This window comes from Actinokineospora terrae (assembly GCF_900111175.1).
Lineage (GTDB): Bacteria > Actinomycetota > Actinomycetes > Mycobacteriales > Pseudonocardiaceae > Actinokineospora > Actinokineospora terrae.
This window is the reverse complement of sequence record NZ_FOGI01000002.1, coordinates 66446-89439: the sequence shown is the minus strand read 5'-3', so window position 1 is coordinate 89439 and position 22994 is coordinate 66446. Positions and strand designations below refer to the sequence as shown.

Sequence of the window (22994 nt, the reverse complement as noted above, 5' to 3'; positions counted from 1 at the left end):
GGTGCCCACGGCGGGTGACCGGTGTGGGTGCAGGTGATCGTGAGTCGCAGCGGGTCGGGAGACGACGGGCACGGTGTGACCGACGCGACCGGTGTGACCCAGGTCAGCCCAGGTAGGCCACCAGTTCGTGGCCATCGAGGCTGTCGGTGAGGAAGCCGTTCGGGATCGCCGTGATCCTGAGGTCGTCGCCGAGGATCGGGACCTTCCACTGGACACCGAGATCCGGCAGCCGAACCGCGGTGACGGAGGGGTCGGGGAACTGGTAGTCGGCACCGCCTGCCCGGGTGACGTACTTCGTCGACGGGACCTTGGTCGGCGGGGTGATCGGGGTCTGCGAGCGCGGTTCGTGCACGCTCACCTTCGCCCCCGAGGTGACCAGCAGCCTGGACGCACCCTCCAGGCGCACGCTGGTGGGGATGCCGGTGCCCGACCAGAGCAGGGCGCCGGAGCGCAGGTCGACCACGTGGAACGGGCCTGCCCCCGAGATGGCCGAGATGACCGCGGTCTCCTGGTCGAGCTGGGTCACCTGGGACCTGGTGACGCCGGGCACCGTGGCCCGCCACCGCTTGGCCCCGGTACGCAGGTCGTAGGCGGTCGCCATGGTCGAGCAGGTGCGCCGCAGACTGTTGTCGGTGTTGCGCGATCGCGTGCTGGACTCGGTGCTTGTGCCGCGCAACCGGGAAGCGCTGGCGAGGCTGTCGAACCTGGCCGTCCGGGCGCCGACTGAGGGGCGGGGACGAGGTTGCTTGGGGGAGCGAGTCGCGTCGGCGGTGGTCATCCGGACCAGCACAGCAACATCCCGGTGGTGGTCGCCCTGCGCCGGGGCGAGGTCGCGCACGCCTTGGTGGGTGAATGTCCAGTCGCATGGGACGGGATCGGCGGTGCGCGTCGCTACTCCTCGGCTGTGTCGGGTTTGCACAACATCGTCACCGCGTTCGACAGCGACTTCGGCTGGTCCCACCCGCCGACCGCGGTCCGCCAGCCGGGTCCCGCGACGATCAGCCGCGTACCCAGAGCGGCGATCGCCGAGGCGGCGTTGTGGTGTTCGGGATCCCGGCGGTGCGACCACAGCACGACGGCTTCCGGTGTGGTCGAGGTGACCGCTCGCACCAGTGCCGGTGTGGGCATGGCCGCTCCCAGGACTCGAGCGGACACGTCGTTCTCCGCCAATGCGGCCGCCAGGGCCTCGACGGGCAGGGCGTGCTGTTCCCCCGGGGCGCAGGCGAGCATGACGGTGGCTGGTCGCAGTGGTCGGTGGACCCGGTGCAGTGCCACCGTCATGGACCAGGACAAGGCGTGTTCGTCGTCCACGCAGTCCGGATCGCTGCGTTGGTCCCGTTCCACCGAGGTCAGCGAGGGCCTGCAGACCCGGTCCCACGTCCGCATGACCCCCCATCGGTGGATCGTCTGGGTCAGCAGGTCCGCACATGTCGCGGTGTCCAACCGTTTGGCGGCCACGACCACCGCGGTGTGAACATCTCTGAGCGCTACCGCTCCGTGGAGCAGGTTCGCGGCGGCCGAGGGGCGCACGCCTCTGTCGATGAGTTCGCGCATCCGGGTCAACCGGACCAGGTCCTCGGGGTTGTAGCGTCGTTGCCCACCCTGCCGCGCCGAGTACGGTTCCATGCCGTAGCGGCGGTGCCAGGAGCGGAGCGTGGACTCGGAGACTCCGAGACGACTGGCGACCTGCCCCGCCGTCCACGTCGGTCGCCGGTCCTCTCCCTGGGCGAAAAGGGAGTCTGGCTCCTCGTGTTCGATGTTCATCGAGGTGGGCGTCCCAGGGTGTGCGGGGTACCTGGCGCGGAAAAGCTACGGATCATCTCTCCAGCTTCGACTCGACATGTGCGCGGCGGCAACGGACACCCGAGCGGAATCGGAGTGCGGTTGACGCCTGCCCGGTGGGCTTGAGCGGCGTGGAGGCTCTGCGACGTTCGGCCACATCGCAGAGCCTCCACCGAGCCCTGGGTTAGGAACCGACAACCGCCCCCAGGACCTGCTGGAGAAGAGTGATCACGATGCCAAGCAGTCCAGCATCCATTGCGCTCCCCGATCGTTCCCGCTGTGAACTCCTGACACGGATTGTTCTAGTCCCCGGCTGCCGGGCCCGCTCGGCAATACACGCGTTCTGATGACACTCCGGCGTGTACTTTCGTCGAAACCGTTGCATTTCTGTTGCGCAGCGTGGCGGAAGCGGAGCGTCGTGAAGAGGGCGCCGGGAGGGTGGATTTCCGGTGGCGAGGGCTTGTGCACGACCTCCGGCTCGGCGCACCCGACCGGCGTGCCGGCCGCCGCTTTCCCCAGCCGATGTCCGGTTCAGTGCGGTGGACGCGCCAGCGGATAAGCGAAAGCGAGGCGCCAACGGCGGACTTTGGTCCTATCAGGACTCGCCAGGACCGGACTCCACTTCGCACCGGACGCTGTGGCCGGTTCCTGGATGTCCGCTCACTGCGGCGGGCTCATCGCCCCTGCCCGAGGCCCGCGCGCTGGTCAATGCCCCGATACGGTGATGGTGTGGCAACGGAATGAGGTCCAGACTCACCCCATGGATGATTGCGGTCGTAGCTCGGTTCACCGCCGTCTCCCGCGGATGGGCACCGTCGCGACGGCTGCGCTGATCGCGGTCGGTGCGATCACTCTGGTGGGATATGCGGTGGATTCCAGGGCCCTCGCCGCACTGGATCCCGATGGGGTCGCCGTGGACCCGATATCGGCGATATCCCTGGTTCTCCTGGGGATCGCCCTGTGCTTGGTCGCGCCCGCGGGCGGTCCGCCCGCCCGGCGGCGGACAGGACGGGCGATCGCGGCGGTCGTGGCCGTTGCCTGCGCCGTGGCCTTCGTGGCGGCCGTCGCCGGTCAACTCCCCACCGGCGACGCCTTGCTGTTCCCGGACCGGGTCCAGGCTTGGGCGGCGGGCACCGGCGCTCCCCCCGCGGTGGCGGCCGCGGCGCTCACGCTGGCCGCCTGCGGTGTGATCGCCCTGGACGTCGACACCGCGCTCTCGACCGCCGCCGCCGTGGTGGCGGCGGTGGCAGTGGTCGCAGGCGGCCACGACCCCGTGGCCGGCCACGCGATGTCGCTGCCGGCGGGAGTGGGTGTCGTCGCGGTCTGGGCAGCCGTCCTGGCGGCTCGGTCCGTCCTGTCCGCGGTCCGCAACCCCGCGGGTCCGAACCGGGTGGCAGCGGACAGGTTCGGCTCGGTGGCTGCCGCGGTGGTGCTCCTGGCGGGCCCGCTGCTGGCGGCGGTCGGCGTGGTCGATGCCGCGACCCCCGCTGCCGTGCTGCTGGTGGCGGTGCTGCTCGCGACACTCGCCCACGCGAACGGGAGGTCGCGGCCCACCGCCGAGGCGGCCCCATTCGAGGGCGAGCAGCGGTTCCACCGCCTGGTGCTCGGCGCGCCGGACGCGATGGTCATCGTCGACGAGCGCGGCCTCATCACGCTGGTCAACCAGCAGACGGAACGGCTGTTCCGCTACCGGGCCGACGAGCTGGTCGGCAAACCCGTTGAGGTGCTGATCCCGGAGCAGTTCCGCCGGGACCACGTGCGCAACCGGCACGAGTACCTCACCTCGCCGTCGCACCGGGGAATGGGCGTGGGCCTGGAACTGGTCGGCCAGCGCAGTGACGGCAGCCAGTTCCCGGTCGAGATCAGCCTGGCCCCCCTGGCGACAGACCAGGGGGTGCTGGTCTCGGCGGCCATCCGCGACACCAGCGAGCGCCGTGAGGCCGAACAGGCGCTGGCGGCCGCGCGCGACGAAGCGCTGGCGGCGGTGCGGGTGAAGTCGCAGTTCGTCGCGATGGTCAGCCACGAGATCCGCACCCCGATGAACGGCGTCATCGGCTTGACCGACCTGCTGCTGGACACCCCGCTGGACGCATCGCAGCAGCGCTACGCCCAGTCGATCCGCGCCTCGGGCCGAGCGCTGCTGACGATCATCAACGACATCCTGGACTTCTCCAAGGCGGAGGCGGGCAAGGTCGAGCTGGTGGAGACCGAGTTCGCCATGGACCAGGTGCTCGGCGAGGTCGTGCACGCCGCGGTGGAGGCCGCGCGCGACAAGGACATCGAGGTGGTCGGCCACTACCCGCCGGAGCTGCCCATCAGGCTGCGCGGCGACGCGGGCAGGCTGCGGCAGGTGCTGCTCAACCTGCTGGGCAACGCGGTCAAGTTCACCGAGCGGGGATCGGTGGTGCTGCGCGCGGAACTCCAGGGGGTCGACGAGGACGGCAGGGTCCGCATCTGCTTCGCCGTCGAGGACACCGGGATCGGCATCGCCGTGGCGGAGCTGCCGTCGCTGTGCGAGCCGTTCTCCCAGGTGGAAACCGCCGCGAACCGCCGCTTCGGCGGGACGGGACTCGGCCTGGCCATCACCCGGGAGCTCGTCGGGCTCATGGGGGGCGAACTGGAGGTGGCCAGCGAACCGGGCCGCGGCAGCCGGTTCAGCTTCACGATGCCGTTCGACCGCGCGCCCGAGACGGACGCGTCCGTGTCCCGGCACTTGGCGGGACGCCGGTTGCTGCTGCTCGACGACAACCCCACGACCCGCGACCTGATCACCCGGCACGGCTGGGCCTGGGGCATGGTCCTGACCTCGGAGACCGACCTGACCACCATGCTCGAGCGGCTCCGCGCCGCCGAGCCGCTCGAGCCGTTCGACGTGGTCGTGATCAACCAGCACGTGGCGAACCGCCGCGGGCTCGACCTGGTCGCCACGATCGCGGCCGACACCGACCTGGCACACATCAGCACCGTGCTGCTGACCTCCGGGTCATACCAGGACGACCAGCGGGCCATCGAGGCGGGTGCCAGCGCGGTGCTGCCCAAGCCGATCAACCCCTCCCAGCTCTACAACTGCCTGGTCGGATTGCTCGACCCACCCGCGGGGCCTGCCACCGGGGCCACGCCCTTCCCCGTCCAGCGCGGCCGCTCCGAGGTGGACGGGGAGATGATCCTGCTCGCCGAGGACAACGAGATCAACCAGATGGTCGCGGTCGGCATCCTGACCAAGCTCGGCTACCAGGTCGACGTCGCCGACAACGGCCTCGAAGTGCTCCGCCTGGTCGGGAGCAAGCCCTACGCGGCGATCCTGATGGACTGCCAGATGCCGGAGATGGACGGTCTCACCGCCACGGTCGAACTGCGCCGCCGCGGCGAGGCGACCGAGGTGCCCCCGATCATCGCCATGACCGCGGGCGCCTTGGCCGAGGACAAGCAAGCCTGCCTGGACGCGGGCATGGACGACTACGTGACCAAGCCCGTCGACCCGGTCGTCCTGCGCAATACCCTGGAGAAGTGGATCCAGCGCACGCGAAATCCCTCGGGCAGGCACGGGGTCGGCCAGTCCTAGACGTCGCGATGGCGTGGCCGCTGTGTCTGCCGCCGGCATTCCGGAGGTGAAAACGCCGGGCGCGAAGACCCTTTCGCGTGGCGAATCGGTGTTGTACCCGCAGTAAGACCGTGTCTCATGTGGGGAGCTTCTTGCAGCAGGTCAGGGCGGTGGCGAGGGTGGCAAAGGCGAGGTAGTGGCGGGCGTGGCGTTCCCAGCGTGTGGTGAGTCGCGACCAGTCCACCAGGCCTTGTTCGCCGAGACGGTCGAGGACGGCATGATGGATCCGGGTCCAGAGCCCGGCCTTGGTCCAGTCGGCGAACCGCCGATGCGCCGTGGGCACCGCGACCCCGAACGAGCGTGGCAGCATCCGCCACGCACACCCAATGGTCAACACGAACACGATCGCGGTGAACACCGCTCGATCATCCACCGGAAGCGGCTCAAGGACGCCGAGGGACGCTTGCGGCGCTACCAGTAGGCCATCGGCGCCGAAACGACCCAGCCGCCTTGGTTGACGCGATGGTCACGCACCGGTAGAGAAGTTCGCCGCACAGGCAGAACTAGGGGAAGCGCCAGAGCCGGGCACATGGTCAGTGCGGCTGAGATCTACGCCATGATCGACTCGCTCGGCGACGTGCAGGCCATGGTGGACAACGCCGACCCGGCCAACCTGGCCGCCCTGTACGACGCGATGGGGTTGGAGATCAGGTACTTCAACGATGAAACAGCCGTCGAGATGACGGCCGCTCCGCGGGTGAATAGTGTCCGTGTCCGAAGGGGGACCTGAACCCCCACACGTAGCACTGGTGCCAACTTCGCGGGTCTGTGTCAGATGGGGTCGTGACACCCAACCAACTGTCGGTGGTACCGACGCACCAACGCGGAATGGCGGGTCGCGGTCCTGCCCGCGTCGTGCAAGGTCGGCGTCCACTCGCTGCACAAAGTCGGCTACCTCGCCCGTGTCGGCGAAGCCGAGGGTGTCGTGCGGATCTCGTGTAACGCCTGCAACGAGAACGTCGACGTGGACCACTTCTGGGTGTTGACCATGCACGGGTCGCCACCGGAATCCGCGGAGTTGGACGACGAGCCGTACCGGGACGTGGTGCCGGTCATGGTCGACCCGCGCGGTCATGGTCGACCACCGGCCACGACGCCCTGAACGTCCCTGCGCCCGGTCAGGGGACGAGGGTGGTGGTGATCGGGTCGTTGGGGCACTGCTGCGCGCGGGCGGTCAGCGTCCGCTGCTCGGGCTCGTCCACCGACAGGTGCCAGCGGGTCTTGACCGTCGCCCAGTCCGCCAGGTAGGTGCAGACCGCGTCGGGGTCCGGGGGTAGCCAGGTGGCGGGGTCCTGGTCGGCTTTGGAGCGGTTGGTCTTGGCGGTCACGGCGACCAGCGCGCGGGACTCACCCAAGTCGTTGGCATAGTCCTGGCGCCGTTGCGGTGTCCAGTCGATCGCCCCGCTGTCCCACGCCTCGGCCAGCGGGACCATGTGGTCGATGTCGAGGCCACCGGCCTTGTCGACGTCCACGTTGTCGTAGTAGGAGTGCCACCGGCCCCCGACGATGGTGCAGCGGCCGGTGGTCTCCGGCGCGATGGTCGCCTCGGCCAGCAACACCTCGGCGCGGGTGTTGCAGCCATTGCTGTCGGAGTCGACCCAGTGACGGAACTTCGTCCGCACGTAGCCATCCCGGACTTCCGTGGCCACCGGCAACGCGGCGATCGCCTCCCGCAGCGGCACCCGCACCTGCTCCGGTACGGGGTCGACCACCTGCTGGGCGTGCGCGACGCCGGGCACCGCGATCACCGCCACCACTGCCGCCGCGACCATCACCATCGCACGCACCACAACACCCCCGACTCGGGAACTCGGACACCACCGTCCTACCGGGACGGCCGAGCCGCTGCTCGGCCACCGCGTCGCCAACACTCGATCGGGTCCGACCCGCCTGACCTCCATGCCTGCCCTAGGGGGTGGTCGTTGATCAGCCCCGCCCTGGTCCCGTTGACCACCGTGCTGCGTCCCTCGGTTGCGACTAGGCCGAATGGGGGATTTTTCGTTCGTGTCGGCGAGGAGGAACCGGCTTGCTTGGCGTCAGGAGGATCATGTCGGAGTGGAAAACCACAACCATCACATGGGCGACGCGAAACAAGTCTTCCAGGCGCGCGACATCTACGGCGACGTCAACGTGAGCGCGGCGACACCAACGGACTCGCTCCGGTTCGACCAGCTCCCGGTGCGCGTCGACGGCTTCCAGAGTCGCGGAGTGATCCTCGGTGACGGCTGCACAGTCCTGTACGGCATGGCCGGGGCGGGCAAGACCCAACTCGCGGCCGACTTCGCGCATCGGGAACGGGCGGCGGGTCGCGAAGTCATCTGGATCGTCGCGGGCTCCCGTGCGCAGGTGAAAGGCGCCTACGCCGATCTCGACAAGCACGTCAGCGGCGTCCAACGGGACACCGACGCCGCCGTCCGGTCGTTTCTCGGTTGGCTCGAGACCCACCCCCACCTCGTCGTCCTCGACGGTGTCCCCTCACCTGCCGACGTGCACGGGCTCATCCCCGCCGGTCACGTCATCATCACCACCCAGGACCGCAGCGCGGCATGGCGCGCCGACGGCAGGAAGATGGAGGAGGTCGGCCTCTTCACCGACGCCCAAGCCCGCGACTGCCTCGCCTCCTGGCTCGTCCGCCGCCGCCCCCACCTCCTCGATGACGCTGACGACCTGATCAAAGAACTCGGCCACCTCCCACTGGCCGTCGCGCACGCGGGCGCCTACCTCTCCGACCTCGGCATCACCTGCGCCGACTACCTCGACCGGTTCCGCGCCCACCACTACCGCCTGTCCGACCTGTTCCCCGACAACCACGACCGCATCGTCGCCACTACCTGGACTCTGTCCATCGCCCGCGCCGACGAACGCAGACCGGTCGGCTTGGCCCGACCGCTCATGAGGCTGCTCTCGTTCCTCGACCCCGCCGGCATTCCCCTCCAGATCCTTCGCGCACCCGCACTCCACAAGTTCCTGAACGCGGACGAGAACCAGGTCAACGACGCCGCGAGCCTCTTGGCCCAACTGCACCTCATCTCGATCGACGACCACCCCGCCGCTGCGGGCGTCGCCATCTGCCTGCACGCCCTCGTGCAACGCGCCACCCGCGAAGCCAGCCCACCGGACACCGAGATCGAGACCGCCGCCCAGGCGCTGTGCGACATCTGGCCCGAGGTGGAGACCGACGCCGCTCTCGCAGACGCGTTGCGCCAGAGCGCGACCGCGCTCGGCAGGTACGCCGAATCGCAACATCCGAATCCTCTGTGGACACCGAATCCGCACCCCGTCCTGATTCGCGCCGGACGCAGCTTGATGGACGCCGGACACCTCACCGCCGCCCGTGACCACTTCACCGCCCTGCTCGACTACGGCACCCGTCGCCTCGGATTGGCCGGTACCGATCTCTGGCACATCCGGTGCCATCTCGCCGACATCCACGGCCATGCAGGGGACATAGCGGGTTCGGGGGAGGACCTGCCGCCCTGCTGGCCGACATGAACCCGGGCACCGCCCTGCCGGGTACAACGACATCGCCCTCCGCATGGGCAGGGTGGGAGATCCGATCAGCGCGTGGTCCGCACTCCGGGGGCAGTTCGCTGACCAGAAGCCGCCGGTGCCCCTCGATGCTCCGACACCGACCTGGATCGCGGCCATCCTCGGCGACAGAGGCGTGGTCGAAGTCGGGGCGGGCAAAGGCTACTGGGCCCGGCAGCTGAGCACGGCCGGGTGGACGGGGTGGCCTACGGCCGCGACCCTACGGCGCCACCCACGCGACCGAACCGGGCCGCGCTACCACCTCGGCGAGCACGAAGTCGCTGCGGCGCACCCGGGACCGAGCGGTGATGCTGTGCTGGCCCCCACCCCGAGGACCCGCTCGCCGTCGACGCTCTGTGCGCCTGCCGCGGCGAACTGTTGCTCTGCCTCGGTGAGTCCCGGGGCTGCAGTACCGCCGACTCCGACTTCTTCGACGCCCTGCAGGCGTCGTGGACGACGAGCAAGGGCTCCAATCCGCACCACGTCACCAACGGCGGACTCCACAGCCGCGTCGAGTTCCACCTGCACATCACCTCATGTGCGCTCCCGGTTGTGGCAGAAAATGCGTTGACTGCATCGGTGCGCATTTTCTGCGGCAGGGAGTGCGATTCACGGCACGTACCGGGCGCGCGATAGCCTCTCGGCGCGGCGGATCCTCGTCGCGTCCACGAGAGGAGTTTACTATGCAGAAGGGCTGTGCCCAGTGCCGGGTTACGCGGCGCCATCTAATGATGCTGGTGACGCTGTTGCTGATCCAGTCAGGAGCCCTGCCAGGGGTCCACCTGGGGATGTAACCCCTGGCAGGAGCTTTGCGTAGCAGACGGCGGCCGATCCCGTGCGGGGTGTGACCCAAAGAGGCCGGTCGATTTCCTTGACATCTGCAACATCGGCAAACCGAAATTTTGTGTCAAAAGTAGACTATACACGCCCCGGTGAACGGCAATGTTCATCGGGGCGCGCAATTTGCCAGATAGGCGTTCTGGGTGCGCATTCAAGAGACGATATCCCGCAACGAACGCAATTCCTCCGACTGATTGTCGGTCATCTGGTGAACCAGGTCCAGAGGCCGGTGAGGTGATCGTCGGGCACCCGGTGTCCCACGGCGGCGACGACGGTGGCCCACAGCACGGTGACGCGTCGCTCCACGGCGGCGAGCAGGAGTTCGCCGCGGGTGTAGCCACCATCCGGTTGGTGGGCTCGCCAGACGGCGGCGTCGGCTGGCGGGTGGGCGACCACGGCGCACAGCCGCCAGCAGGTCAGCGTTCCCGGTGAAGGTCGAGCAGGTCCACCCCGTGCTGGAGCGGGCGGGTTTCGACCGCGTGCGCGGTGGTGTCGTCGCCCAAGAGTTGGCGACGGTCGGCGGTTTCCCGGCCCGGCTCCCGCACTGGTCTCGACCCATGGACACATCGCCGGGATACCGGTGATTGTCGTCGCCGATACCGTCGGCTCGACGCACCGCGTCCTGGAGATCACCGGCCTGCTCAATCTGCTCACCGGGACCGCCGTCGTCGACGAAGCACTCCACCACCACTGCGGCCAGCCCGTACCGCTGCGGGCGACGTCGGTGGCGTACCGAGGATCCGTGTGTCGATGTCGACCTATGGGGATCGGCCTGCAGGCCGTGATGCCCTCGACGAACGTCGTGGTTTGTCGGGCCTGTGGGTGTGCCGGCGCGGTACACCCGGATACCCGGTCGGGGTGACAGGGCCATGGCGTTCGGCTTGTGGCCTGCCCCGGGTCTTCACGGCCTACCCGTGTGCTGGTGATGATCTCCCGCTGGATCGGAAAGTGTTGTCGGTTCGGTGAGGGGAGTGACGGTGATGGTGATGGTGAGCAGACGATGGCGTGCCGTGGTGGTGTCGGTGGTCGCGACGCTGCTGTGGGGGGTGAGCCCGGCGACCGCTGCGGCGGTGGTGTCGTCGAGTGCGGTGGTGGTGCGCCCCTCCTCGGTCCCTGCTGTGTCCGCTGTGGATGGTGGTGTGGTGGAGGTCGGTGAGGCGGGGTGTGTATCGGCCGGGCAGGCGAGGACGTGTCTGGATGTCGGGTCGGTGTCGTCGGCGGCTGTCGGGTCCTCGCGTGGGGTGTCGCGAGTGGGGTCGACGTGGTGTGACGGGCTGACCGGGGGGCAGTGGTGGTTGGCGCGCTCGAGCGGGTGCGTGCACGGGGTGGCGATGACCTACACGCTGGTGCACCCGACCAGTGGGGCGGTGGTGGGGGTGGCGTCGTTCCGCTACTCGCAGGAGATCGAGTTGTCGGCCAGTTCGGCGGGGATCTCCTCGGATGTGGAGCTGGTGATGACCGGTGGCACCGGGGTGTTGCTGGGGTTGACCGCGACGGTGACGGTGTCCTGTGGGACCGGGTGTGTGGTCGACTCGGGGGCGTTGCACTCGGAGCCGATGAGCACCGGGTCGACGTTGGAGGCGGGTACCGATGTGAGCGCGACGATTCCCGGGGGCGGGAGGGTGTCGCCGAGGTTCACCACGAGCATCACCTTCACCCAGCCTGGTGCGGTGCCGACCCAGCCCGCCTCGATCGTCTCGGCGTCGGGGTTGCGCTGCGACTCGGAGGTGGGCCAGTCAGCCGGGTGTGTGTTCACCCAGGCGCTGCCGCAGGTGGTGCTGTCGCTGTCGGATCCGGCGGTCGCCCAGGCGGCCGCGGGGTACGCGTGGGCGCAGCAGACCCTCACCGATCACTGGGGCACCGGCGGGAACTCGTTGCGCCGGGAGGCGGACCCGACGGTGCAGGCGTCCAACCGCGGCATCGTCTGTGACGCCACGTTCGTGCGCAGCACCAGTTACAACACCCCGGATTCGTGCGACGAGTTCGCTTTCGCCTCGACCAAGCAGTCGGGGGCACAGTTGGGGTTGGCCGGGTCGGCGTGCGCGGAGATCTACCCGTTCCAGGTCAACGGGTCGTGGTACGCGCAGGTGATCAGCGGCGGCGCGTCGTCGCGGTGCGTGCGTGCGCATGTGCAGTCCACGGTCAACTCGAACGTGGGGGCGAGGTTGGCGAACATGGCGATCTCCCAGCGAGTCCTGGACAACGACCCCTACCAGTTGGTGATCACCACCTAGCCGCACGACGGGGTGGACCGGGTCACTGCTCGGTCTCACCTCGCGCGTCGAGGTGCACCAGTGCCGCGCCGCCGGAGACCGGCGGCGCGGCGCCGTGGTGTTCGGCGCTGGGCACGACCGCGACCGCACCCGGCAGGGGTGTGGCCCGTGCCGCGGTGTGGGGGAGTGGGTGGGGGGTGATCTCTGCGATCAGCAGGGTCTCGTGCTCGCCGGGCGCGACGAGGTCGATCCCGGTGAGGTCGCGGGCGGCGCGCAGGCAGGCGGCGAGGTCGGGGCGCCTGGGGTCGAGTCCGGCGTGGGCAAAAACCGCGCGGGCCCGCGCGGGGTCGGTGCCGGTGATCTCGCCGGGGGCCAGGCGGTGCAGGGCGGCGGTGACGGTTCCGTCGGCGGCCCAGGCGATCGCGGTGTCGCGGTCGTTGTCGCAGACGGCCACCATTCGTGCCCCGTGCGCGGTGACCGCGCCGAGCACCTCGGGCCGCACGCCCTCGGCCGAGAACGGTTCCCACACCAGTACCGACCCATCGTCCAGGCCGGCCACGGCCAACAGGGCTCGCCCCACAGCGGGGGCGACGCGGCCGCGGGCGAGATCGTCGAGCAGTCGCGGCCACGAGCGCGCCGGCAGTCCGGTGGGGGCGCGGCCGAACCGGTCGACGACCGCGTCGCAGGAGAGCCCGGTGACCACGGAGACCATCAGCGGGCCGCGCAGCTCGGACACCAGGCCCCCTTTTCCCGTCCTCGCGCGGTGCGACGACTTCTGTGTGCGGAATCAGGGAATGGAGCCTAGCGGCGGGGCCGGTGTCGCGGTCTCACCTGATCGGGTTCGATCACCGAGCCGGTGTCGGTGGTCACCGCGGCTCGATAGTCGGGACCGGCGAGGACATCCAACGCAGCCCACACGCCTAGGGAATGGCGCAGGTGCACCACGATGTGCCCGCTGTGTGCTCGTAGCCGCGCCCAGGCGGCGAGGTTCGGCGGCGTGTCGGGGTCGGCGAGCAACGCCTGAGTGGAGATCACGATGTCCCCGGGGCGCGGCACCAGACCGCGGGGGCAGGCCCCCAACACGTCCAGCACCACCAGCAGTGTCGCGGCGTCGGGGACCCGTCTGCCGGTCTCGTAGCGGCGTAGCGCCTCGATGGTCAGACCATCGACCCTCGCCGCGACCGCCGCACGCGAGAGCCCCCACCGTGCACGGGTGTCGCGCAGGAGTCCGCCCAGAGCGGCGAGGACACCACGGTGATAGCGGCCAACCTCACGACCCCCGCGTGCGCCCTGGGGCCGCCGAGCGGGTGTCGGTGGGGTAGCGCCATTGTCTAGTGGCACTCGAGGCTTTCCCGTGCGTATCGGCGGAGGCCGTCGAGGCTGGTGACGTGGAGTGTGCGGTAGCCGGCGGTGAGGCCGTGTGGTTTGAGTGCGGCGATCGCCTGTTCGACGGTGCGGGGGGCCATTCCGGTGAGGCAGCCGAGGTCGTGTCGGGTGAGTTGGGGGAAGCTCCAGTGGCCGTCGGTGAGTTCGCCGTGGTGGTCGGTGAGTTCGATGAGCAGTGTGGCCAGTCGGACCGAGCCGTCTTTGATGGCGGTGTCGAGGCGGCGGCGTTCGGCCCACCGCAGTCGTGACTGGATCGAGCGACTCATCTGGATCGAGAGGTCCGGGTGTGTCGCGAGCAGCGTGGCGAGGGTGTCGCTGTGCATGATCCGCGCCGCGAGTGTGGTGGCGGCTCGGATGGTGGTGGGGTGCGGGGTGTCGGGGGTGAGGGCGCCGGTTTCGCCGACGATGTCCCCGGCCGAGCGTAGGTCGAGCAGGACCTCGGTGCCGATGGGGGAGCGGGCGGTGATCTTGACGGTGCCGTCGAGGATGAGGATGGCCTGGGTGTCGGTGTCGCCTTCACGCATGAGCACCGCGCCTGCCGGCCGTGTTGTTGTGTGACCGGCGTCGAGCAGGGTGATCCTGGTCTCGGTGGTCAGTGCGCCGAGGAGTGTGTGCTCGGGCCAGTCGGTGCGCTCAGGAAACCTGGCTATGTCCGATGTGGACAAATCGTCCTCCGTGCGGGGCGATGGGTCGGGAACGGGGATCGTTGTTGGTGTCGCGGTGCCGGGTGGTCGGTTGCGGACGGGGTGGTGAGAGTCGGTGGCGTGGGTGAGGGCGTGCGCGGCTGAGGCGTCGAGGGCGCAGGCGATGTCGTGGAGTCGGTGCAGGGCGATGTGGCGGGTGCCGGTCTCGTAGGTGTGCACGGTGACCGGCGCGATGGCGGCGCCGCTGTGGTGGGTGACGCGGTCGGCGAGCTGCTGCCGGGACCAGCCGTGCAGGGCGCGCAGACGGCGGATCCAGCCGCCGAGTAGGCGGTGGAACCGGGGTGTGGTGGGTGCTGGGGGTGGCGTGCGTGGTGGGGTCGGGGTGATGCGGGCGTGGTGGCAGTGGCGCAGCACCTCGAGGTCGTCGCGGCCGTCGAGGGCGGCGAGGTGGCGAACGGTGGCGGCGGGGATCCATGCCGGGGCGAGGCTGTGGGTGGCGAAGCGGCGCAGGGCGGGTGGGATGTCGGGGCCGCGCAGCGGTTCGGGGTCGATGAGCAGTAGTGGGGGCAGGGGGTCGCGTAGCGCGGTGGTGCCGGTGGCGGCGGCGGTGAGTAGGTGTTCGGGGGAGATGCGCAGGGCGTGGCAGAGGTGCGCGGCCCGGTAGGCGGTGAGGTGGCGGTCCCCGCGTTCGTAGGAGCCGATGGTGCTCGCCTTGACGGATCCGAGGCGTGCGGCGAGGTCGGAGGGCGAGAGGTCGAGTGCTTCGCGGCGTGCGCGCAGGACGCGCCCGATCGCCCGGGCGAACCCGGAGTCGTGGTTGTCGGTCCTGACAGCGCCGGCGCGGGGTGCGTCCGGGTGGGCCGGTGAGGGTGTTCGACTCTCGTGGTCGGGCACCCCGCCGGTGGGGTGGGCCGTTGTCTGTGATCGGGACACCGCTGGGGTCGATGTCATGTCGGCTCCACCGCGGTGGGCAGGTGGGTCTGGGGTAGTCGGGGGTCGGCGCGCAGCAGGGGCGGGTCGAGGACGCCGCGGTGGGCGAGGTCGTCGACGAGGGCGGTGAGGAGGGGGAGTTCGGTGCGCCATCGGGTGTGGGGGTGGGGGTCGAGGGCGGCGAGCCATCCGGCGGCGCTGGCGCGCAGGACTCCGGCGGTGAGGTAGAGGCGGGTGACGCGCAGCGCCTGCCCCTGGTGGGGGGTGATGGCGGTGCCGGGTCCGGGGGTGAGCGCCCGCAGCTGTTCGGCGTCGAGGCCGGTGCGGCGCAGGGCCTGGGTGACCAGGGCGCCCACGGTGGGTCGGCGGCCGGTGTCGTGGTGGCGGGCGTGGCGGTGCAGGTCGGTGGCGGTGGTGCCGTCCAGGGCGGCGATGACGGCGGCGCCGCTGACCCCGAGGTGGGCGCAGTGGCGCAGGAACTCGGTCACGGTCATGGGTGCCGCCCCGGCTTCCCACCCCAGACGCCGACCCGCGTTCGGCGCCGCGGTGGCGGGAGTGGGGGTGTGGTGTCGGATGGCGGCGAGCAGGGCGCCGAGGGCGGTGGCGACGGTGGCCTCGTTCGGTCGACGCCGGTAGGGGCGTGCGACGGCCGGGGGCGGGGCCAGGTCGAGGGGGTGGCCGTGGGTGCCGAACGCCGCCGTGATGCGGCCGGTGCCGTGGCCGGGTTGGTGCCGCCACGGACTGGGCATGAGCGTGGGCGCTGCGGCGGGATGGCGGTCGAGAACGGCGGTCTGGGTGCTCGGGGGCTGGTCGAGGAGGGCGGCGAGGGTAGTCGCGGAGACCGGGTCGAGGACCGCGACGCGGGCGCGGGTGTCGGCGCGGACATGGTTGGCCCATCCGGCCAGCAGGGCGGCGTCGGGGCGGGGGTCGGTGGCGAGGGTGTCGAGGTCGACCAGCCGGGCCCCGGGGGCCAGGAGCACCCGGGCGGGTGCGCGGGTGCGGCGGTGGGGTCCGGGCAGGTGGGCGAGGCGATCGAGCAGGGCGTCGGTGGCCGCGACCGGGCACCCGCCCAGGCGCCGCACCAGCAGGATCCAGAGCCCGGTGGGCACCGGCCGCCGCCCACTCTCGTGACGCGCCAGGGTCCGCGCGCCCAGGGTGGGGCCGTGCAGCGCGGCCGCGGAGGCGACACCGAGGCGGCGACGGCGCCGCAGGTGGGCCAGGATCTCGCCCGCGACCGCACCCGGGTCCCGCGTGGCAGGATCCCACGTCGCGATGGCCTGGCAGCGGCGGGTATCGCGCTGGTCGATCCGCGCGACGAACGCGACGGGATCGATATCGAGGCGGGCGCAATACTCGACCAGTTCCGGCAGCGGCGGGTCCACCCGCGCGCTCTCCCACAGCCGCAGCGTGTCCGGGTCGAGGTCGGTGGTTGCGGCGGCGGCGTCGAGCGAGACCCCCGCGCGGTCGCGGGCCTGGCGCAGCAGGGCCGCGAGAGCGGCGCCCACGGTGTCCGGGCAGGACGGCACCTGCCCATACCCGTCGGGCAGGACCGCCGCGTCGGGGATGGCGCGCCCCCGCAGCAGCGCCAGGGGAACGGGCAGCGCGCCCGCGGCGGCGGCCTCGCCGAGGGCCCGGGCGGCGACCCCGGCGTCGGCCACGACCTGCTCGACGGGCACCCCAGCGAGGTTCGAGGCGACCACCGCGGCGGGCATCGTGAGCACAGGGGCCTGGTGCAGGAGTTCATCCGCCCACGCCCCGCCCTCCCCGCCAACGAGCGGGGGCGGCCCGGACGAGCGGCGCGTGCGTGAGCGGGCGGCGGGGGTCATCGCGTCCCGCAACGCCTCCGGTGTGGCGCCCTCGAGCGCGGCGAGCACTCCCGCCGCGCTCATCCCATACCGCCGGCACACCACATCGAGAGCGGCCACGCTCCCGCCGCCGGTATGGGCCGGTGCCGGTTTGCCCGCCCGCCGCGCCACCACCGCCACCAGGGCGGTGATCATCGCGGCGGCCGTCGAGATCCCGAACGACTCCTCGGGGTCGCGATCGACATCCTGACCCTGTGCCGGCCCGGCCACGCGTCGATCCGGGATCGGTCGTGGCGGCACGGGCCGAACAGGGGTGGGCGGCGGCGTGGGCGCCGAGTGGAGGCGCGGGGTGAGGGGGCGGAGGTCGGCGACCTGCCACCGTGGTCTGGTCGGGGCCTCGGCGACCGCCAGCACGGTCGCGGCGGGCACGGCGAACGCCCGACACAACACCACCAGGTCCCCGAGACGCAAAATCTCGTCCCCGCGCTCCAGCGCCCCGATCCGCGTCGCGGGCATCGCCGGGTCCTCGGTCATCGCGGCGCACCGCTGCTCGCTCCAGCCCCGCGCGCGCGCCGCAGCGCGCGCAGCAGCGCCCCGAGGGGCGCCGCTGTCCGAACACCGGCGGTGGCGGCGGCGGTGACCAGGACGGCGCGGTCGGCGCGGGTAGCCTCGCGCGCGGGGCGGTCGACACCGCCGAGCAGGTCGGCGGCCGACACCCCCAGCGACCGGCAGCACTCCAGCAACCCCGCCACCGAGGACTCGCCGCCCTGCACCGTCCACCTCGGCGTGCTCGCCCGAGTACCGGCGATACGGGACACCAGTGAGGTCTCGCGGTCGGCGGCGCCGCGGTGGACACGCCCCAAAGCCGCGGCCACCCTGGCCAGCGTCGCGCGCGTGGCCGCGTCGTGGAGGTACCCGTGCCCGGGTGACCCGGCGCGGCCCGGCTCGATCTGGGGACCGAGCGCGGCCGCGCTTGATCGCCAGGCGTGGCTGGGAGGGTGCGCGGAACCGGTCTGCCGTGCCGTCACGCCGATCCCACCCACGACCGGCACCGAGCGGCCCCACCGGCCCGGGACTCAGGCTCGGGCTCGGGCTCGGGCTCGGGCTCGGGAGAAAGTGGTTGATCGTCCGGCGCCCCGATGGGTGGCGGCGTGATCACGCCCGCCCCTGCCTCGGCGCCCTGTACCCGAGTGTCCTCACCGGACTTGCCAACGGTGGATGTGGTGGTGGCCTGCGACTCCGGCCGATGAGCGCGCGGGCGGTCGAGCACCGCGCGGGCCTCGGCCAACGCGCCCGTGGTGCCGTAGCCCAGCGTGGTGAGATGGTCCACCAGTTGTCGTGCCAGGTCGACCGCGTCGGTGACACGCCCGGCCGCGACCCACGCCCGGACCAGGACCACCAGGACGGCGGCGTGTTCCCAGTGCGGCACCGCCACACACACGACTGTGTGGCGGGCAGTGTGCAGCGCGTCGAGGGCGTCGTCGACCCGGCCGAGACAGAGCAGGCTCTGCGCGGTCGCCGCCAGCGCCAGCGCCACCCCCCGGGGCCGACTCGCGAGCAGGTGCAGGTCTCGGGCGTCGGCCAGGTGGGCGAGGGCCTCGGCGTGATCACCGCGAGCCCCGGCGAGGCGGCCCCGCAGGACAAGCGCCCCGGCGCGGTCCCCGGGGCGCGACCCGGCCAGCAGCAGCGCCTCGGCGACCAGCGGCGCCGCCCGCCGGTGCGCCCCGGCGGCGAGATGGCTGGCGGCGAGCCTGCGCAGCATGATCGCGATCACCGCCGGGTCGCCCAGCGCGCGCGCCGCTCGCAGCGCGAGCGCGTGCACGGCGACACCGCGGTCGGGATCGGCCCGGACCGTCAGCCACGGGTAGAGGGCGTCGGCCAGCGCGACCGCCGCCCCGGGATGCCCCCGGTCCACCGCGTCCGTCGCCACCTCGATCACGGCGCGGTGCTGGCGGTCAAACCACACACGCCCCGAGACCCGCCCACCCGGGGCGCGAACGGCGACCGGCTCACTCCAGGGCAGCAGGGCGTGTTCGGGGGCGAACGCCCCGACCGCGGCCCGGGCGATGAGCACCGGACCGTCCCACGGGCACGACCCCGCTCGCGCGGTCCCCAGGTTCCCGAGTGGACTGCTCCCGCCACACCCGAGGCACATCGTCGTGCCGGCAGGGGGCCGGGTGTCCTCGCGGGTCTGCCCGGCGGGTGCGGGCGCCGCAAGGAACGGGCCGTCTGCCGGGCGGTCGGGTGCCGGTGTCGGTGTGTGGGGGGCGGGCATGGCGGACTGTCCTTTCAGGCCGGCAGGGTCAGGGCGTTGTGGAGGGTGTGCCCGGCTATCAGCGGCAGAACGCAGCGGTAGCGCAGCATCAGCACCGCCATCACCGCCGACCACACCGCGGTCACCGCGGCGGCGGTGATCCCCAGGTGCAGGCCCGCGAGCCCGCGGTAGCAGGCCACCAGGGTGACCAGGACCCAGGTGGGGGTGCGGGCGGCGGAGAGCAACGCGATGACGGTCGCGGCGGCCAACTCCTCGGCGAACCCGGCCAGCAACACCGGCCACAGGACGAAACCCGTGTCGAGCCCCACCGGGCCGGATGCTCCCGCCTGGATCAGCCAGGAGGCGAGCAGCGCGCAGCCGCGCAGCGTGACGAACGCGTACAGGCCGACCAGGGCGAGCTGTTGCCAGCGTCCGGTGTCGCTGAGAGGGGGCGGGATCAGTCCCACCGGGCGCAACCCGGTGCTCAGCCACGCCGCCGCCACGGCGGTCACGCAGACGAGGACCGCGACGAGGGTGGCGGTGAGCGGCGTGCGGTGTTCCCGCAGCTGCAGGGCGATCCCGGAGGCCAGTTGCGCGGCGTTGGCGATGGCGGGTCCGGTGGTGATCACCACGACCGCGGCGGCCGCACCCCACAGACCGAGCCGGGTCTCGTGGTGCCGCGCGGGGCGCAGGATGAACGGGTCCGCCAGCCGGTGGGGGATGGTCGGTGCTGTGGTCGGTGTCGGGTCCTCGGCCATCGAGTGTGTCCTTCGTCCTGTCGGGGTCGGTTCGTGCGTCGGCGCGGGAACGGTCCATCGCCGCGCGGGTGCTGCGCGGTTCTGCCGATCTCGGGCCCGCGGTGGGGTCCGGTGTGGACGGAGGTCACGGATCGATGGCCCCGATCACGGCGCCGCAGATCCTGGACCCGGTGGCGGTGGTGAGCGCGCAGTCGTCGGTCAGTGCCCGCAAGGTGATCGCCGCGACCACGCGCAGCGAGAAGTCCAGCGGCGGTGTCCCCGTAGCCGCGGTGACAGCACCGCGGCGGAGATCACCGCCACACCGACGAACCCGATCGGTCGCGGGGGGTCCCGCTCAGGATCCGCACGCTGGTGAGCGTGCCGCTGCCGAACACGACCGCGGTCAGCAGCAGGGCCGAGGCCACCCATTGTCGGCGGGAGCGCCCGCTGTCGCTGGGCAGGAACTGCTGTTCGTGCCACCGGGCGCATGCCACCGAGGGTGGCCGCGATGGGTAGCGCTCGAGATCCGGCGGTACTGGTGGTGTGGGGCTGGTGGTCACGGGATTCGGGTCAACCCTTCTGGTGCGGTGATGCGGTTGTCGTGTGTCCTCGGCCGTGGCGGCCGGCGGGCGGGTACCCGAGGCGCGCCACGACCGAGTCCGGGCTCGGTGGGCCACTGGTCTGTGCAGGGAGCGCGGGGGCGCGGTGTCCGTGTGCGGCACCACCCGTGGACCGGGCGGGGCCACCGCCTCGGCGGCCGACATGGCGGCCGGGCGGGATCGGTTCCCCGGCGCGGACAGGGATGGCGTTCACGCTGTCGTGTCGGCTGGGCCGGTGGTGCGGTGGTGGTGGGCCTCGTGCAGGGCGCGAAGCAGGATTCCCACGCTGTCGCGGCCCAGTGCCGCCGACTGTCCGGCGGGTGGGGCCAGCAGGACCGTGTCGGTGTCGGGAATGAGCAGCAGCGCGCTGTCCCTGCCTGCCATGTCCCGGCAGGGGATGGTGGCGTGCCCGTCGGCGATCGACCAGAGCACCCTGCTCGGATCGGTGTCGGTGCTGCCGTGGTGTGCCAGGACCGCGCGCAGCGTGTCGACGACGTCGTGGTCGAGGGCGATGGTGCTCACCGCGGACACCACGATGGTGACCACCACCGAGGCCCTGGCCGAGGCCACGCCGCCGGTGACGGTGAGCTGGGCGGGGCGACCGTAGGGATCCCGCGCGGGGATCTCCGTGTGTTCACCGTCGACGATCGGTGTGTCGCGCGCGGGGGCGGCGGTCACGGGATGTCCGGTGTGGACTGCGGGGTGGTGATCGTGGTGATCAGCGTCCGCGCGGCGTCGACGCCGGGGGCGGATCCGGCGGCGGTCATGGCCTCCAGCGCCAGAATCGCCGTCGACTTGGCCGCGGTGATGAACCCGCAGCCCAGCTGCGCCTGGGCGAGGGCGAGGGCCGCGCGGCCGCGGTGGTAGTGGTCGCCGTCGAGGATCCCGTGGAACAAGCTGACCGCCCGGGCCAACGGCCCCACGGCGCTGCCGTGCCGGTCGAGGGCGAGCAGCAGCAGTCCTGTCTGGATCAGCGCCTGCGCCTCACCGCGCGCGTCACCGGATTGATCGTGCGCCTCGACCACGGCATCGAGTAGTGCCAGGGCGGTGTCGTGCTCGCCGTCGGCGGCAAGCAGCGACGCCTGGGTCACCAGGATCTCGGGGTTCGCGTCGCCGTCCCGCTCGGCCCACCGCGTCAGCTCGACGAGCAGGGCACGGGCTCGGTCGAGGTCGCCGTCGGCGATCCAGCGGCGGGTGGCGCGGGTCGCGATCGACGTGAGCAGGGCGGGGTCGCCCAGGGCGCGGGCGGCGGGCAGGCACAACTCGACCAGGTCGGCCTCGGTCGCGGTGTCGGCGTTGAGGATGGCCGGGGTGTGCAGCGCGTCGGCCAGCAGCACGACGGCACGGTGGCGGCTCCGGGCGGCGCCACGCCGCAGGACGGTCATCAGGGTGGGCTGGGCGCGGTCGAGCCACAGGCGGGCGTGCTCCGGTTCCTCGAGCGTCCAGGCCTGGGTGTACGGCACGCCCGTGTCGGGCGTGGCCGGTGGGAGGAGGTCGCGGGCGGGCCAGGCGAGGGTCGCGGCGTGGCGGGCGGTGGTGACGAGCCGGTCGAGGACCAGGTCGTCGAGATGGTCGAGAACGCGGGGGGTGTCGCCGCGCGTGGCCGCGGTGATCACGTGATCGGGCACCACGATGTCTCCGTCGACGATGTCTCCGTCGACACTGTCGCGTTCGAGCAGGCGTGCCATCGTCAACCGCCGCAGCACGTGGTCCGCGGTCGCGGGGGACAGTCCTGTCACGGCGCGGGCGGTGATGTCGTCGACCGGGCCCGGCACCCGACTCAGGGCACGCAGGCCCTCCCGGGCGTCGGTGTCGAGTCCGGCGAGGATCTCGGGGACGGGGCGCTGCAGGGCGGGCAGTGGTTCGGGCACGGTGTTCTCCAGGTCCAACGTGGCGTGGGGGCGGGCCGGGTCACGCGCGGGGCGGGATCGGGCGCTGTTTGCGTGGGGCGTGTGCGGTCAGGCGGGTGGCCGCGGGCGTTCGCTGTCGGGGTGGGCGTGGACCGGGAGGAGACCGGCGCGGGAGGGCAGCAGGGTCTCGGCGGCGGCCAGGACCGCCGCGGGCGGCACATCGAGGGCTCGGCAGAGCAGGTGCAGGTCCCCGAGGTAGAGGGTCACCACACCCGACTCCAGGTCACCGATCCGCCCAGCGGGCAATACCGGGGAATCGACGCGGGCTGCCAGCCGCGGCCGGGTCCACTCCCGACCGTTCCGCAACGCCGCGAGCAGATCACCCACCACCCACGCCGCCCGCGCACGACCAGCGACGGCGACCCCGGCCAACGCGGCACGGTCGCCGTCGCCGATGTCCTGGACGGGGACGGCGAGATCACCCACGAGCGCGGGGAGGTCCACACCCAGCAGACGGGCGTGGCGCAGCAGCGCCGCGACGGCCGGTTCGGCCCGCAGGGTGGCTCGCAGCCGCGCCCTGGCCGCGGTGAGCAGAACGTGCTGGCGTTGCGGGGGTTCGGTGTTCGCCGCCGCGTGGTCGCCCGCGTCCGCGAGGGCACCGGTGACCGCCGCGAGCAGCGCGCGGGTGTCGGCGGGCAGCAGCCGGGTCGCCGACCGGGTCCCGTCCAGCGACGCGCGCTCGACGGATCCCCCCGACATCACACCACTCCGGCGACCCTCGCACACGGCCGGGTCGTGTCCATAGTGGACGGTGAGGACGGGTGG

The 22994-nt window shown here is 71.8% G+C and carries 20 protein-coding genes and 1 pseudogene; 5 read left to right on the top strand and 16 right to left on the bottom strand.

The genetic code is table 11. From position 1 onward, the window contains the following. Positions 1–103 precede the first annotated feature (103 nt). Positions 104–838, bottom strand: coding sequence for a hypothetical protein (locus tag BMY07_RS03820; protein WP_092775039.1), 735 nt, complete (start codon positions 836–838; stop codon positions 104–106). Between the two features lie 53 nt (positions 839–891). After that, a complete protein-coding gene (locus BMY07_RS03815; protein WP_092775038.1) occupies positions 892–1764 on the bottom strand; it encodes a MerR family transcriptional regulator in 873 nt (290 codons plus the stop codon). Between the two features lie 886 nt (positions 1765–2650). Between BMY07_RS03815 and BMY07_RS03810 the strand changes: the two genes are divergently transcribed. Next, positions 2651–5344, top strand: coding sequence for a response regulator (locus tag BMY07_RS03810; protein WP_143073339.1), 2694 nt, complete (start codon positions 2651–2653; stop codon positions 5342–5344). Positions 5345–5552: 208 nt separating this feature from the next. Here the strand turns inward: BMY07_RS03810 and BMY07_RS03805 are convergent. After that, a pseudogene (locus tag BMY07_RS03805) lies at positions 5553–5756 on the bottom strand (transposase); the annotation flags it as partial. 156 nt (positions 5757–5912) lie between these two features. On the opposite strand from BMY07_RS03805, the gene BMY07_RS03800 reads away from it, so the two are divergent. Then, positions 5913–6113: a hypothetical protein gene (locus BMY07_RS03800; RefSeq protein ID WP_092775036.1), complete on the top strand. Its 201-nt coding sequence runs from the start codon at positions 5913–5915 to the stop codon at positions 6111–6113. Between the two features lie 195 nt (positions 6114–6308). Further along, the gene (locus BMY07_RS34115) at positions 6309–6485 is read left to right on the top strand and encodes a hypothetical protein (RefSeq protein ID WP_177215428.1); all 177 of its coding nucleotides are present in this window, start codon (positions 6309–6311) and stop codon (positions 6483–6485) included. A 16-nt stretch (positions 6486–6501) separates the two neighbouring features. On the opposite strand, the gene BMY07_RS03790 is transcribed toward BMY07_RS34115, so the two are convergent. Beyond that, on the bottom strand, positions 6502–7161 hold the full coding sequence (locus tag BMY07_RS03790; protein ID WP_177215466.1) for an HNH endonuclease family protein: 660 nt from the start codon (positions 7159–7161) through the stop codon (positions 6502–6504). Positions 7162–7459: 298 nt separating this feature from the next. Between BMY07_RS03790 and BMY07_RS03785 the strand changes: the two genes are divergently transcribed. Further along, the gene (locus BMY07_RS03785; protein ID WP_092775035.1) at positions 7460–8875 is read left to right on the top strand and encodes an NB-ARC domain-containing protein; all 1416 of its coding nucleotides are present in this window, start codon (positions 7460–7462) and stop codon (positions 8873–8875) included. A gap of 1077 nt (positions 8876–9952) precedes the next feature. Here BMY07_RS03785 and BMY07_RS03780 read toward each other — a convergent pair. Next, the gene (locus BMY07_RS03780) at positions 9953–10147 is read right to left on the bottom strand and encodes a hypothetical protein (RefSeq protein ID WP_092775034.1); all 195 of its coding nucleotides are present in this window, start codon (positions 10145–10147) and stop codon (positions 9953–9955) included. A 935-nt stretch (positions 10148–11082) separates the two neighbouring features. On the opposite strand from BMY07_RS03780, the gene BMY07_RS03770 reads away from it, so the two are divergent. Continuing rightward, positions 11083–11985, top strand: a complete 903-nt coding sequence (locus tag BMY07_RS03770) for a hypothetical protein (protein WP_143073337.1) — start codon at positions 11083–11085, stop codon at positions 11983–11985. Between the two features lie 22 nt (positions 11986–12007). Here the strand turns inward: BMY07_RS03770 and BMY07_RS03765 are convergent, their stop codons facing one another. The 11 genes from BMY07_RS03765 to BMY07_RS03715 form a co-directional block, all read right to left on the bottom strand. Beyond that, a complete protein-coding gene (locus BMY07_RS03765) occupies positions 12008–12700 on the bottom strand; it encodes a DUF6461 domain-containing protein (protein ID WP_092775031.1) in 693 nt (230 codons plus the stop codon). A gap of 65 nt (positions 12701–12765) precedes the next feature. Beyond that, positions 12766–13305, bottom strand: a complete 540-nt coding sequence (locus BMY07_RS35830; protein ID WP_177215427.1) for a helix-turn-helix domain-containing protein — start codon at positions 13303–13305, stop codon at positions 12766–12768. After that, entirely contained in the window at positions 13296–14945 is a 1650-nt protein-coding gene (locus BMY07_RS34110; protein ID WP_177215426.1) for a helix-turn-helix domain-containing protein, read from the bottom strand. The genes BMY07_RS35830 and BMY07_RS34110 overlap by 10 nt, the downstream gene beginning before the upstream one ends. Continuing rightward, positions 14942–17263 carry a helix-turn-helix domain-containing protein gene (locus tag BMY07_RS35825; protein ID WP_092775029.1) on the bottom strand — a complete coding sequence of 774 codons (2322 nt, stop codon included), beginning with the start codon at positions 17261–17263 and terminating at the stop codon, positions 14942–14944. Before BMY07_RS35825 ends, BMY07_RS34110 begins: the two co-directional genes overlap by 4 nt. Beyond that, positions 17260–17757 (bottom strand): hypothetical protein, encoded by a 498-nt coding sequence (locus BMY07_RS03740; protein ID WP_177215425.1) that lies wholly within the window; start codon positions 17755–17757, stop codon positions 17260–17262. The genes BMY07_RS35825 and BMY07_RS03740 overlap by 4 nt, the downstream gene beginning before the upstream one ends. Then, positions 17754–18803: a tetratricopeptide repeat protein gene (locus BMY07_RS03735; RefSeq protein ID WP_092775027.1), complete on the bottom strand. Its 1050-nt coding sequence runs from the start codon at positions 18801–18803 to the stop codon at positions 17754–17756. The genes BMY07_RS03740 and BMY07_RS03735 overlap by 4 nt, the downstream gene beginning before the upstream one ends. A gap of 215 nt (positions 18804–19018) precedes the next feature. After that, on the bottom strand, positions 19019–19741 hold the full coding sequence (locus BMY07_RS03730) for a CPBP family glutamic-type intramembrane protease (RefSeq protein WP_092775026.1): 723 nt from the start codon (positions 19739–19741) through the stop codon (positions 19019–19021). A gap of 290 nt (positions 19742–20031) precedes the next feature. Continuing rightward, positions 20032–20214: a hypothetical protein gene (locus BMY07_RS33390; protein WP_143073335.1), complete on the bottom strand. Its 183-nt coding sequence runs from the start codon at positions 20212–20214 to the stop codon at positions 20032–20034. A 315-nt stretch (positions 20215–20529) separates the two neighbouring features. Continuing rightward, a complete protein-coding gene (locus tag BMY07_RS03725; RefSeq protein WP_092775025.1) occupies positions 20530–20997 on the bottom strand; it encodes a hypothetical protein in 468 nt (155 codons plus the stop codon). Beyond that, the gene (locus BMY07_RS03720; protein ID WP_143073334.1) at positions 20994–22190 is read right to left on the bottom strand and encodes a tetratricopeptide repeat protein; all 1197 of its coding nucleotides are present in this window, start codon (positions 22188–22190) and stop codon (positions 20994–20996) included. The genes BMY07_RS03725 and BMY07_RS03720 overlap by 4 nt, the downstream gene beginning before the upstream one ends. Before the next feature lie 87 nt (positions 22191–22277). Next, positions 22278–22928: a hypothetical protein gene (locus BMY07_RS03715; protein ID WP_092775023.1), complete on the bottom strand. Its 651-nt coding sequence runs from the start codon at positions 22926–22928 to the stop codon at positions 22278–22280. Positions 22929–22994 lie beyond the last annotated feature (66 nt).

What these genes read in the sequence shown, in the direction of transcription:
- BMY07_RS03815 (WP_092775038.1), bottom strand. Translation starts at nt 1,764, where the DNA reads ATGAACATCGAACACGAGGAGCCAGACTCCCTTTTCGCCCAGGGAGAG.
- BMY07_RS03800 (WP_092775036.1), top strand. Translation starts at nt 5,913, where the DNA reads ATGGTCAGTGCGGCTGAGATCTACGCCATGATCGACTCGCTCGGCGAC.
- BMY07_RS03790 (WP_177215466.1), bottom strand. Translation starts at nt 7,161, where the DNA reads ATGGTGATGGTCGCGGCGGCAGTGGTGGCGGTGATCGCGGTGCCCGGC.
- BMY07_RS03785 (WP_092775035.1), top strand. Translation starts at nt 7,460, where the DNA reads ATGGGCGACGCGAAACAAGTCTTCCAGGCGCGCGACATCTACGGCGAC.
- BMY07_RS03770 (WP_143073337.1), top strand. Translation starts at nt 11,083, where the DNA reads ATGACCTACACGCTGGTGCACCCGACCAGTGGGGCGGTGGTGGGGGTG.
- BMY07_RS34110 (WP_177215426.1), bottom strand. Translation starts at nt 14,945, where the DNA reads ATGACATCGACCCCAGCGGTGTCCCGATCACAGACAACGGCCCACCCC.
- BMY07_RS35825 (WP_092775029.1), bottom strand. Translation starts at nt 17,263, where the DNA reads ATGACCGAGGACCCGGCGATGCCCGCGACGCGGATCGGGGCGCTGGAG.
- BMY07_RS03730 (WP_092775026.1), bottom strand. Translation starts at nt 19,741, where the DNA reads ATGGCCGAGGACCCGACACCGACCACAGCACCGACCATCCCCCACCGG.
- BMY07_RS03715 (WP_092775023.1), bottom strand. Translation starts at nt 22,928, where the DNA reads ATGTCGGGGGGATCCGTCGAGCGCGCGTCGCTGGACGGGACCCGGTCG.